The sequence below is a fragment of the Parabacteroides sp. Marseille-P3160 genome, assembly GCF_900162725.1.
In the GTDB taxonomy this organism is placed as follows: domain Bacteria; phylum Bacteroidota; class Bacteroidia; order Bacteroidales; family Tannerellaceae; genus Marseille-P3160.
On record NZ_LT799418.1, the window covers coordinates 264,007 to 276,037 of the forward strand.

The following is a 12,031-nucleotide window of genomic DNA, read 5'->3' on the forward strand; positions in this document are numbered from 1 at the left end:
TATTTATTTCTTTAAAATCAAAATATACTCCTCAGGATATACCAACTTACTATTCTTATTATCTAATGTAGTAAATTTCCCTGTTGTTTTATCACGTATAGCCGGAATGAGTTTGTACGGAATACTTCTTTTTATTATTTTCTCTTCTGAAAATCCCACATCTATGAGCATTTCAAAAAATACTTCTGCAGATTTAATTTTAACCCCTTTAAACATCGTATTTCCAATTACAATACAAGCGTGTCCCCCGGGTTTAAGAATTCGGAACATCTCCTTACCCACATTATACATATCATTAAAATAATTGGCGACTTCACATGCTTTCCTTTTTTCCTTTACAACCAAATCATCAATAATTTCTTGTCCTATACTACTAGTTGTCTCCGTCACTTGGCTGTTTGAATAAAAAGTTCCAATGAACTCTTTTCGAAATAGAGATAAGTTTTCTATATAATCAAACCAATACCCTGTTAGCTGATGTATATCGGCATATTCATAAGACGTAACATAGGGAGGAGAAGTAATAATCGTACCAATTGTATCACTAGGTAGTGAAGTATTTCTTGCATCTTGTAATTTTATTTGGCATGATGTATTCAGAAAACCCTTACTATGCAGTTCTTTATAATAGCTTGCATTTTGCTTGATCATTTTTTTACAGTGTAGCTTAAAAGCCTCAAAAGGTTCTGAAGGGATTTTATTCGAATCAATCTGGGGTTTTGTACTCGATTGTAACCAACGAGAAGAGTTTTTCAATATATTTGATAAACATACCAGAAAGAAATCCCTAAAGTCAGTCTCATCTATATCAGAAATTACTTTATACAAAAAAGCTATTTTTACTTTCTCTTGTGGTCGAAACCAATAATCAATTCGTTCGTGAGTCTCATTATACCGAAAATCGGCATCATTGAAGGTGTCAAAAACATTTAGGAGATTCTCATAGGCTATGTGCAAATCCATCGGAAGTAATGGACGAATTTTAACTTGAGTAATTAATTTTGCAACAGGATTAATATCAACTCCTATCGACGGTTTCCCATGAATTTTTGCCTCAACAAGTGTAGTTCCACATCCGGCAAAAATATCAGCAATCATACTGTCATCAATTGCATACTCCTCAATTAGTTTTTTCACAATATTCGGCAAAAACTTTGCCGGATATCTATGATACCCATGCGTCCATTGTTCAGTAGAACGTACATTTTTAAAACACCATCTTTCATCTACTTCAATATGATCAAAGTCTACTTTTTCAAATATCTCTTTCATAATCATATCGTTTTAAATTCCACCCCTGCATCTTTCATTTGCAGGGCGGTATTGGTTTTAAGTTGGTCGTTTCCATTGAAAATACGGTCAAGAGCAATAACTTTTTTAGGGTATTCGCTCAACACCTCCATGATTATCTGTTCATTCACCTTTTCCAGAATAAATGCCAGTTCGTTGCCGTCAATTAAATAATAACCATCGTTATTTTCTACCCGACTGTTCAGGTCTTTCCCACTTTTCAGCAAAAGTTCATACACCATATCTTGAATTATCGCATTTTCTGCAATAGGGTCGATAAATAATTTTAGTTGGTCTGTTAATTCTTGGGAATCATGAAGTCGGGATTGTCTCCATTGCTTGAAGTTGCTCACGGATAGCTTGAATACTTTAAAACCAGTATCCAATTTTATATCTTCATTTGATTTGTCGAAATCAAGTTTTTCTTTATTTTTCCGGTTTTCTTCGGCAATTTCTTTCTGTATTTTTTTTCCGGTACGGCGGATACGTTCTTTGGCAATATCGGCTATTGTATTATAACCAGCTTTATATGCTTCACTTTTCTCTTCACAGGGTTCGGGCATTTGAACACAAATAAATCTACGATTGCCTCCATCCTCTTTATTAAGCTGCATAACCGCATGAGCAGTAGTACCACTACCTGCAAAAAAATCAAGAATAAGATCACTTTCTTGTAGAAAACCTCTTGCAATATACTGGATCAAATATACAGGTTTTGGAAAAGAAAAAATATTGTTCATTCCTAATCCATCTAAATCTACTTGACTGGATTTAAACTCATTCTCACTAAAAATAGAACGTATTTTTTTCCCTAATGGCATTCTTTGTTTAAATTGAACTGACCAAGATCCATCATTCTTCTTAACAAACCTAATATCCCCAGTCTTCTTATCTTCTAAAAAACGTTCTTCACTTCTGAACCAATTTCCTTCTAACAATTGACCATCCGGAGCCTCTATTTTGTATGGGGTTGTTGCAGTATAAGATCTTTCCATAGTATCCCAAAAGTACCTACCCGACTCATCCTCATATGCATATCTCTTAGCATATTCTTTTTCATATGGAACAAATACTTTCCCTAAACTATCTTTGTTTTTTGAATACCCAATTAAGAAATCATTTTCTATAGCAAAATGATGAGACGCACTACCTCCACCTGATTTAGTACGGCGAGTAATAGTGACAAGAAAATTCTCCTCCCCAAAAATCTCATTCATCAACAAACGGAGATTATGAACTTCATTATCGTCTATGGAAACAAAAATTACGCCGTCCTCTCGCAACAAGTTTTTGGCTAAATAAAGGCGTGGCATCATCATATTGAGCCAATTACTATGGTATTGCCCATTCTCTCGACTATTGCGTCGGAACATCCCTTCACTTGTCATATATCCTTCATCATCTTTATCTCCTACACGTTTTTGATATTCTTCTTTAGTTTCCGAGAAACGGTCAGGATAAATAAAACTATCATTACCCGTATTGTATGGAGGATCAATGTATATCATTTTCACTTTGCTGAAATAACTTTTTTGCAATACTTTCAGCACCTCCAAATTTTCACCTTCGATAAAGATATTTTCAGTTCCATAGAAATCAACAGAGTCCTCTTCAACCGGAATGAGCGTTTGATAACTGGGTTCTTGCATTACACGGAATGCTTCACTTTTACCAGCCCAGTTCAGCACATAGCGTTCATTGGAGAAATTAATATTCTCTCCGAGTGTCACCTTTAATTTTTCCCAATCAATTTTCCCTTCGGTAAAGACTTCGGGTAGTTGTTGCTTTAATTGGGTAATTATCACGTTATGAGGCGTTAGCGATTCTCCGTTCATTTCTAAAAAAATATAACAAGTCTATTCTACAAAATTAAGAATTATTTTCCAATTAAAAAGTATGAATCAAATCTTATAATAAAACATACATTTCAGAAAATCAGCAATATAAAACACAAAACAAATTTATTGCATATTTATATTTCATTTTGACATCCGATAAGTTCGATTTTCCCTCCAATCTTTCTTTCGCCTCCTGCAAACGCTCTTCCTGTTCAATCAGTTTTGCTCGTTGTTTCACTTTTTCTTCAAAAGTTTCCACTTGTTTACGGATAACTCTCACGCTATCCCTCCGATTCTCGAAAATGCTGTCTAGAGCAATTACATCTGCAGGTGTGATTTCCCCCTTCATTTGAATATAGCGGTATTTTAAATCGTTATCCTTATAGGTGGCGATTTCTTTTCGCTGGTAGAATGCGGTGAAAAGAAGAAACAGGCACAAGATACATAATCCGATTACTCCATAAAATATTTTATTGGAAGCAATACTGAAAATATGGTGGTGTTCCGTCCTTACCGGCTTGCGGATTTCTCCAATCACTTCATCCAGTTTGTAGGATAATTCGTCTATGGCCGACAAGTCCGGCAGTTCAATTTCAGGTTGACTGGCGGTATTGTTCCTATTCCCTGCCTTTACAAGTTCCCTGATTTCTTCAAAAAGCGTGTATATCTCATTTACGTCTATATTTTTCATTTTTTCCGTAATATTATAATGATATCTTGTTGTATTATTGCTTTGATACATTGAAATACTAATTTATCACCCCGTGCAGATTACATCTGCCGTCCATATTTGCGTTTCTTCTTTTTCTTCGATTGCCGGTACAGATATTCCTGATCGTCATTGTTCCCGTTTGCCGGTCGGATGTCAAACAGTCCTCCTAATCCCGATGCGATGGATTCTATTCCCGTATTTACTGTTGCCGATTGGGATTGTGCCTGATTCTGCTGTATGGACTGTCTGGCGTTCTGTTTCAATTGATAGTCGATTTTCGAATAGCTGAACATCCTGTCCACTTTCGAGCCGTTGAACGTGTACTCTCCCTTTCTAAACCGTACTCCCTCTACGGTGCTGGTATTCCCTTTGGTTTTGAACTCCGTTTTAATTCCTGCCCTGTCAAGTTCACGTATCAACTGTTTCCAGTCCTTGCATCTGGGGACGGAAGTTTTAAGGGCTTCGTATATCTCGTATCTGGTCTTGTCCGGCTCACGTAGGCGGTGCTGCTTTACGTTCTCCTTGCCGGTGGAATAGTATAAGCCATACTTCCGTGTCAATTCCTTGCAGATCTTCTCGCTCCGGTAACGGTCGTTACTGTCGGAAATGGTCTTGCCGTTGTTGTCAACCCGATTGAAGACAAGGTGGATGTGCGGGTGTTCCTTGTCAAAATGCCTGGCAATGATATATTGCGTATCGTTGATACCCATGCGCTTCATATAATCATGTGCGATCTTCACCATGACTTCGTTGGTTAGCTTCCTTTTGTCCTGTGCAGAGAAATCAAGGGAGATATGCCCGACCGGTTTCGATACCCTACCATTTATCCCTGCCTGCGTTACGAAGCTCACAACGACGGACGAAACGTCTTTCATCCGTAATCCGTCGGCATCGAGGATTTGAGCCTCTTTCTCCTTATCCATGATATAGTTTACTACACCTTTGAAAGAATTACCCTTTACGATCTTTGCCATCATCCCGGATATCTTCTATTACGTTGTCAATCTTGTCGGCCAGATAGAGGTATTCGCTCCGTGCGTTGGTATATCCCCCGGCGTTTGCCTTCCGTGCGATCTGGTTCAGGTTGTTCCCCATGCCGGACAGTTTGCGGATATGAGTGTTCAGTTCGGGGGTTAACCGGGAACGGATTACGCTCCGGGATATGGACTGCCGGATAAATTCGCTGCGGGTAATTCCCGCAGAATTGGCTTTTGTTTTGAGCGAAAGGTATTCCCTCGTGTCCAGTTTCACGCTGACCGTGTACCTGCGTTTTTCTCCCAATTTCTTGGCAGGGCGGCCTCCTTTTTTTATAGCATTCATACTTTTAATTTTTATCATGATTTTCAATTCCAGACCAGCGGGATTATTTCTCCCTTTTAGGGGAGCAAGTGGGTTTTGGTACTACCAAAACATAAACTTGCTACTCCAAAAAACATGATACATCCCATTTTTTGCAGCATTAAATTCCCAGTCCTTTTTTTCGTTTTTGGATTGGCTTTTTTAGGGCTTGGCGGAGTTTCAAATGCTTCCCTGCGCACAAATATTCATTCAAATCCTTGTACCCTGAATAGTGGTGTGAGGAATCACGCACACGGTAACCCAGTTCCTTTTGCAGTTCCCTGAAAACGGTCATCCCTGCCTTGTCATTGTCAAGGAAACAATACGTTTGTCCGTAGTCCGCTAATAATGGCAATGCTTTTTGCAGGTTGGCCGTGGAGTTGAGTATGATATTGTCGTGCCAGTTGGAACTTGGATATTCCAGATTGAGTTGCTGCCGGATAGTGAGCAGGGAAAGATAGTCCATAAAGCCTTCGAAAAGAAAACAGGTTTCCTTTCTATCGTCCTGCCGGATGTGGGTGATGTCCTTGGGCGCTATGCAGCCTTTAAAAGAGGGGTTGCGTATTTCATACCCTCCCGCATCGTTGGCGAAACCGATGGCAAAGTACTCCCGTCCCCCGGTTTGATAATGTACCTCCCGGCAATGTTCCCTTGCGATGGTTAAATCAATCTTTCGGCTTTGCAGGTACTCCAACAGTCCGGGGTGTTCCACCGGTTTTTCTTCTATCAGGATGATCCCGTTATTCTTTTCAGGATTCCGATGAAAGGAAAAAGATTGTTGTTCTTCTTTCTCGGGAATGGATGAAAAGTTTTTCAATTGCTCAATTGCTTCAATGAACGGGCATTTGTTCAGTTTCATCACCAGATCGATGATGCTTCCGCCTTCACCACTTCCGAAATCGCACCATAGGTTCCGGTTGTAATCGACTTTGAAACTCGGCGTGCGTTCGTCACGGAACGGACTTTTATACATTCCGTAACCGGAATATTCTTTTGCAGGATAAGTTCCCTGATTTTTCAGGTAATCCCGGATGGGTATGTTTTTTATATTGTCTGCTTGCATATTTCTATTTTTGTTGATTTGTTGTAGGGTTGGGATATTCTACAGTATTCCACTAAATTATAGGCTCAACATATACACAACAAACGACGTTTTCGTTGTTGATGGTTACCGACAATTTCGATTTTGTTGTATGATTGTTGCGGTTTTGTTGCTATTATGTTCTTTTTGATTGTTAGCTAATTAGCGATAAGAAGAAAACATTACAACAGGATTTTATCCACCAAATTTTTCTCTATCTCCAAATACCGTCCTTTTCTTTTCATTGGATGTATCTCCCCGTCAAAACCAACCCAATAAAAAGTATAGTCGCTGTTACGGTCAGAACGAAGCCCCCAACTATCTTTCAAAATGCTTCGGATTTGAGAAATATCCGTTTTCAGTCCGGCATTCCGCATAATATCCAAAAAGTCTTTCGGACAACAATGAAATGTGTTTAGTTCGAGGCGTTCCATAACGTCGGCACAATAGGAAGCCATTTCAATCTCAACTTTACTCGAATTATACTTCTTGATTTTATTCAAGGCGGGGGTTTCCAGTAATGAGGGTTTAAACCACATACGGGATTCGTTTTGGGTAGATAGCTTCCGGTTCATAAGAAAATACAGGAAACAGGGAATTTCTTTTGTCATCAACTCTCTTAGAGAAGTTATATCTTTTTCAACCGGTTTGACTTTGCGAACCCAAAAACGAATTTCTTCTTTCGGAATAATAATCGGATTCTTTTCGTTATTGGAACAAAGAACGAATTTGGCAAAGAATTCAATCTCCCGGCGATCTTTTCCCTTGGCCTCGATTTTATAGTCGCCAGCGGTTGATAAGTTTTTTATCTTTTCGGTGTCTTCCATCTTATTCAGAAGAAGTTCATCGACCAGAACCAACAAGCGGTTTGCCCAATCGGCATTGAACTGACTTTTGAAATCTTCATTCGTATTGAATGTGGCATTCTTTCCGAAAATTATTTTCAAAAATCGCAGGAACGTTGTTTTGCCTGTTTCCCTTTCATTGGAAACCAGTAAAAGAATGGGAAGTATCTGTGTTGGCCGGGTATATAAAAGTTGAATATAATCCAACCCCAACTCTATCTGTTCTTCAAAAATATGTTCCAGAAATAGCCGGATATAAGGAAAATCACCCTCGCAAGGCGTATGATTGACAGGCTCATATTGGTTAAGAAAAGTTCCATAAACCTGTTGGTAGTCTATATGGCTCGGAATAATGCAAAAGCCATCGTATTTTTCAATTTCGGGGAGATTATTCTTTCCATAATCTTGACGCAGCGCTTCATAACTCCAGAGGATTTTCTCTTCAATATAATCGCCACTGATCAGCGGACGACGAACAATTTTATACAAGGTTGTCCCGACACGGATATATTTTTCTTTATCTTCCATGACGTACTCCTTTCCTACCGGTGCGTATTGCTTCGACATCTACAGATTTGTACCGCTTTCGTCCTCCAAATGGGAATGATTTGATGTAACCTGTTTTCTCCCAACTCCACAAAGTAGAAGAATCAATTTTAAGAATAGATAAAACCTCTTTACGGCTTAGGAACTCTTCGGGTGGTGGGTCTTTGGGTACGGACTTAAGACTGCCCGCCATCTCTCTAAAGATTTCCCGCAGATCTTCCAGTTTGAGTGTTACACTCACATTCGCCCCGGAATTCAATAAATCACGATAGTTCATAATCGGAATTTTTTTTAGTTATACAATAATTTGCTTCCGGACTCAATTGAATCCGAGGCAAATAAAAAGAGAGATATTTCAGAGATTCAAATCACTTGAAATCTCTCGAAAATCTCTCCATTATCTCCGAAAATGAATGTTTTTACTTATTGTGTTCCGCTAAATATTTGGGAATATCGTCAATATTGGGTATGATATGTTTCTTGGTTTGATAGTCGTGAAGTTTGCCTTTTACATAGGAATATTCAAGATCTTGCAAATCGATGAAAACTTGCTGAAGCCACGGAACGACATCTTGTTTCTTATGGTCGAAATAATGGGTCATGTTCCAACCGAAATGAAACATATCGGGATTTTTTAACTTATTGGGTTTGATCGGGATGAGATTATCGGGTAAAGGCTCTTCTCTTGCATAATACTCGATGTACTTATCGAGCCGTAATAATTCGTCGTCCGTTATATAAGGAGCCATCGCTACATGCGAATATTCAATAAAAAGATTGATTTTGGCATTCTGCTTTTCTATATGGCGCTTTTCAGCGTCTTTCCTTATTTCTTCTATGGATTGCTCCGGCATTTTTCCTTTTTGACTACAGCTTGTTCCGTCAAACGTTGTTTCATTGGAAACATTATCATCTGTGATTGTTGAAGCCGTGTTCTTTTTATTCGGCAGTTTTTTCATAATCCACGGGACAATAACATGAGACAATGTTGCCAGGATAATCAGATACGCAATAACGCACATACCAAGGATAATCACAAAGGTCAAATTTGCCGTACCTGTATCAATTCCTTTTTCAAGGACAATCAATCTGCCTACCATAGCTATTGTCAAACCGACAATAGAAACTATCAGGAGTAGAATGATATGGCTATTGATTTTACGATAATCCATGACTGTAGAATTATTTTATTTTCCAGTAACCGCCTTTGTTTCCTCCAATACGTTCAATAATACCTTTATCTTTAAGAGATTCAATGTATCTATAAACAGTAGTTGTACCTATACTTAATTTTTGGGCTATTCTTTTCCTTGATATAGAATTATCATTTTTTATTAGTAAAACGATTTCAGCCTCTCGTGAGGTCAATTTATCTGTATCATTTTTTGTATCACGATCTGTATCATCTGTGCCATGCCCTATGTTTTCTGCACCACTTTCTGCTTCATCTGCACCACTTTCTGCACCAAGACTTAGATGATCATTATGTTCATCTCCTACAACCAGCTGTTTATCAGAAACATTTCTCTTTGTTTCTGCACCATTTTCTGCACCACTTTTTGCCTCATCTGCACCACTTACTTTTCCTTCTAGTTTAGGATCGGCGCTCATCACCGTTACTTTGAATGTAGTAATATCTTTAAAGTCAAATATGGCCAAGCCGTTTTTGTTTGCTTCTAACTGTTCCTGTACCATACTTATTCCCCTGTTGAAACGGTTTACATATCCAAGTACTTTCATCGCTTCAGCAATAACAGGATTACGGTAATCATTTACATGAGGAAAGTTTTCCGGTTGTACTTTACCGTAAAGTCCACCCGGATTATCCATTTCAATCCGGTCGGAATATTCATAAAATCGAGCCGGAGCATTCGTCTCATACGTACGGTGCATGATAAGATTCATAGCCAACTCTCTTATTGCTTCATACGGATAATTGATCTTCATTTCTTCCCGTAAAACCGTGACGAACACCGGACGTTGCTTCTGAATGGTATATTTGATGAAGTAATCTATTTCTTTCAACAGTGTGATAATGTTCCCTGAAAATTGCCTTTCATTCAGCACTTTGGATGTTATGCTTTTTCCGGCAAATTCGACATACTGAATATAGGAGCCAAAAAGAATATGAGAAGGGTCTTTCCCGATGAGGAGGATACCGGCAACAGTCGGACAGTCTTGGACCGTATCGAATAGCTTTAGGGATGCCAACTGTTGTTTTATTTCCCGTTTATCTCCCTTTAATATGTTAGCATTTACCATTTTGGGGAGATATTCAGATTTGAACAGGTCTAAATCCAGATCATCAATGGTGGTATGTAAACATGGAGAGGTATCGAATGTTTGTGATTTTATTTCGCTCTTTTCCCTCAAAATTCTTAATTCTTCGTCGTTTGCCTCTCCCCGTCTCGGCCCGATACGGATATACACCGTTCCTTTATATTTCACGGGAGTATTCTTGCTCGGTTTTACTTCGACAACGGCGATATCGCCATCAGGAAATGAAAACTTTTCGACCATCAATGCCGGTTGAGGCGTTATATTTCCATCAGAACGTAATCCTGCCAAATTCCTCAATAACTCATCCGTCACCTTTAACCGACTCAATGAACCGTCATCATAAGCTCCGATAAAGAGATAACCCGGAAGTCTTTTATTAGGCAGGTCATTTGCAAAGGCACAAACAGCCCTTGCAAATTTATCGGTATCTTTTGTTGATATTGTTCTTTCTACACGTTCGTTTTCAATATCTTTCAATAGAGCCTTTATTTCCTCTCTTGTAATCATATTATACTCTGAAATTTAACACAAAAGTAGTTATTTATTCCAACATACCGATTAATTCTTTTTTCATGTCGTCATCAATAGTCCGGTATCGTGCAAAAACTTTACTACCCTCTTTATGGCCACTTAAAGCTCCTACCAGGTTCGGATCTTTGACTTTTTTATAGATATTCCCAATGAAACTGCGTCTCGCCATGTGAGAGGAAGCCACCTCGTATAAAGGTTTTTGAATTTCCTCACGGGTTTGTTGGTCAAGAACCGTAACCATACGGTCAAGTCCGGCTCTCTTAAAGGCTTCTTTTATTTTGCGATTATAGTCCTGCTCCGTATTGAATGGAAAAAGACTTCCTCTTTCATAATCCTGATACTTGGTTATTAGTCGTTTGGCTGTATCATTTAACGGTACACGAACTGTTATCGCCCTGTCCTCTTTTGTTTTTCTCGGAATATATTCAATAGCGCCATCGATAATACTTTTATAAGTCATTTTATACAAATCACTGACCCGACAGCCTATTAAACATTGAAAAACAAAAATATCACGCTGGGTTTCCAATTCTTTGTTATCGGACAAATCAGTTTCCAAAAGCCTGTTCCGCTCCCTATTAGTAATATATATGGGTGTCCCGTAAACGATTTCTCCGATAGTAAAATGTTTGAACGGATTATTGGATGTATACCCGTTATCATTTGCCCAAATAATGAAACTGCGGAAGCGGAGCATCATATCTGCGACTGAATTTTGTCCACGAGGCTTAGGCATACCTTTAGGAATTTCATTACCGTTCTCATCCAGCCGAGGTGGACGTTTTCTTTTTGGTGTTTTAACCGCTACTTTAGTCGAATATGGAATCTCTTCGTAAATATCAGGGTATTTCAGGAACGCATCTTTTTCGTTACCAAGAAAGTCCTCAATCTGGTGTAACAGATCTACTGATAAGTTGGCGAATGACATCTTAAATCCTCTATGTCCTTCTTTTTTCTTGAATAACTCAAAACGGCGTAAACTTCGCATTATTACTTTGAAATTCTTTTGGCGTGCTACGGATAATTTGTGAGTGGAAAGATATCTTCCCATCACATCAAAGAAGGATTCTTCAGTTGGAGCAACAGATTTGCGAGTAGGCTTATGAAACTTCTTTATTTGTTTTTCAATGAAAGGTCTATCTATTGTACTCTTGTCCTCGCTTGTGTTTATTATATTTTCGAGATAATCGGTCAGAGCTTTGAGTTTAGAGCGTTTTTCAAGTAATAGCTCTCTTTCTTCTCCCTGTATTAAAGGAATATTGATGTCATTTTTCTTTCCCCAACGCTTGCGGTCAACCCAAATGCCGGAAGCTGCCCGAATACGAATATCCCGAGACACGTATAGTCGCAAGTTTATTTCCGATTCTCCTGCACTATTAACCGCTTTACCTAAATAATAATTCGTCTGAGCCATAGCAAAAAACATTTCTTCAAAGGTAAGATTATTCCTCGAAAAAATACGATCTCCGTGTCCGCAATTTGTCCGCATTTTTGGAAAAGTACTCAAATAGCATCCAAACACAATCAATCAGATTCAATCGTTAATCACTAAATATCAAATAATTATAGT

11 protein-coding genes are annotated in these 12,031 nt (G+C 38.6%); all 11 read right to left on the bottom strand.

Going from position 1 to position 12,031, the window contains the following annotated elements:
• Positions 1-3 precede the first annotated feature (3 nt).
• A complete protein-coding gene (locus BQ8014_RS01135) occupies positions 4-1,272 on the bottom strand; it encodes a DNA methyltransferase (RefSeq protein WP_160150001.1) in 1,269 nt (422 codons plus the stop codon).
• Between the two features lie 2 nt (positions 1,273-1,274).
• Positions 1,275-3,125 carry a site-specific DNA-methyltransferase gene (locus tag BQ8014_RS01140; RefSeq protein WP_080902748.1) on the bottom strand — a complete coding sequence of 617 codons (1,851 nt, stop codon included), beginning with the start codon at positions 3,123-3,125 and terminating at the stop codon, positions 1,275-1,277.
• A 100-nt stretch (positions 3,126-3,225) separates the two neighbouring features.
• Positions 3,226-3,819, bottom strand: a complete 594-nt coding sequence (locus BQ8014_RS01145; protein WP_139785045.1) for a hypothetical protein — start codon at positions 3,817-3,819, stop codon at positions 3,226-3,228.
• A gap of 80 nt (positions 3,820-3,899) precedes the next feature.
• Positions 3,900-4,817, bottom strand: coding sequence for a relaxase/mobilization nuclease domain-containing protein (locus BQ8014_RS01150; protein WP_080902750.1), 918 nt, complete (start codon positions 4,815-4,817; stop codon positions 3,900-3,902).
• Positions 4,792-5,160 (bottom strand): MobC family plasmid mobilization relaxosome protein, encoded by a 369-nt coding sequence (locus tag BQ8014_RS01155; RefSeq protein WP_080905743.1) that lies wholly within the window; start codon positions 5,158-5,160, stop codon positions 4,792-4,794. The genes BQ8014_RS01150 and BQ8014_RS01155 overlap by 26 nt, the downstream gene beginning before the upstream one ends.
• Before the next feature lie 139 nt (positions 5,161-5,299).
• Entirely contained in the window at positions 5,300-6,241 is a 942-nt protein-coding gene (locus BQ8014_RS01160) for a toprim domain-containing protein (protein ID WP_080902751.1), read from the bottom strand.
• Positions 6,242-6,441: 200 nt separating this feature from the next.
• The gene (locus BQ8014_RS01165) at positions 6,442-7,632 is read right to left on the bottom strand and encodes a primase-helicase family protein (protein ID WP_080902752.1); all 1,191 of its coding nucleotides are present in this window, start codon (positions 7,630-7,632) and stop codon (positions 6,442-6,444) included.
• Positions 7,622-7,927 (bottom strand): helix-turn-helix transcriptional regulator, encoded by a 306-nt coding sequence (locus tag BQ8014_RS01170; RefSeq protein WP_080902753.1) that lies wholly within the window; start codon positions 7,925-7,927, stop codon positions 7,622-7,624. The genes BQ8014_RS01165 and BQ8014_RS01170 overlap by 11 nt, the downstream gene beginning before the upstream one ends.
• 142 nt (positions 7,928-8,069) lie before the next feature.
• Complete coding sequence (locus BQ8014_RS01175; protein WP_080902754.1) at positions 8,070-8,822, bottom strand: hypothetical protein; 753 nt, start codon at positions 8,820-8,822, stop codon at positions 8,070-8,072.
• A gap of 10 nt (positions 8,823-8,832) precedes the next feature.
• Positions 8,833-10,437 (bottom strand): RNA-binding domain-containing protein, encoded by a 1,605-nt coding sequence (locus BQ8014_RS01180; RefSeq protein ID WP_080902755.1) that lies wholly within the window; start codon positions 10,435-10,437, stop codon positions 8,833-8,835.
• Positions 10,438-10,471: 34 nt separating this feature from the next.
• Positions 10,472-11,887: a site-specific integrase gene (locus BQ8014_RS01185; protein ID WP_234997952.1), complete on the bottom strand. Its 1,416-nt coding sequence runs from the start codon at positions 11,885-11,887 to the stop codon at positions 10,472-10,474.
• Between the last annotated feature and the right edge of the window lie 144 nt (positions 11,888-12,031).

Bases quoted from the DNA above. Each gene is read 5' to 3' on its own strand.
- BQ8014_RS01140 (WP_080902748.1), bottom strand. From the start codon at position 3,125: ATGAACGGAGAATCGCTAACGCCTCATAACGTGATAATTACCCAATTA.
- BQ8014_RS01155 (WP_080905743.1), bottom strand. From the start codon at position 5,160: ATGAATGCTATAAAAAAAGGAGGCCGCCCTGCCAAGAAATTGGGAGAA.
- BQ8014_RS01170 (WP_080902753.1), bottom strand. From the start codon at position 7,927: ATGAACTATCGTGATTTATTGAATTCCGGGGCGAATGTGAGTGTAACA.
- BQ8014_RS01175 (WP_080902754.1), bottom strand. From the start codon at position 8,822: ATGGATTATCGTAAAATCAATAGCCATATCATTCTACTCCTGATAGTT.
- BQ8014_RS01150 (WP_080902750.1), bottom strand. From the start codon at position 4,817: ATGATGGCAAAGATCGTAAAGGGTAATTCTTTCAAAGGTGTAGTAAAC.
- BQ8014_RS01180 (WP_080902755.1), bottom strand. From the start codon at position 10,437: ATGATTACAAGAGAGGAAATAAAGGCTCTATTGAAAGATATTGAAAAC.
- BQ8014_RS01145 (WP_139785045.1), bottom strand. From the start codon at position 3,819: ATGAAAAATATAGACGTAAATGAGATATACACGCTTTTTGAAGAAATC.
- BQ8014_RS01165 (WP_080902752.1), bottom strand. From the start codon at position 7,632: ATGGAAGATAAAGAAAAATATATCCGTGTCGGGACAACCTTGTATAAA.
- BQ8014_RS01185 (WP_234997952.1), bottom strand. From the start codon at position 11,887: ATGTTTTTTGCTATGGCTCAGACGAATTATTATTTAGGTAAAGCGGTT.
- BQ8014_RS01160 (WP_080902751.1), bottom strand. From the start codon at position 6,241: ATGCAAGCAGACAATATAAAAAACATACCCATCCGGGATTACCTGAAA.
- BQ8014_RS01135 (WP_160150001.1), bottom strand. From the start codon at position 1,272: ATGAAAGAGATATTTGAAAAAGTAGACTTTGATCATATTGAAGTAGAT.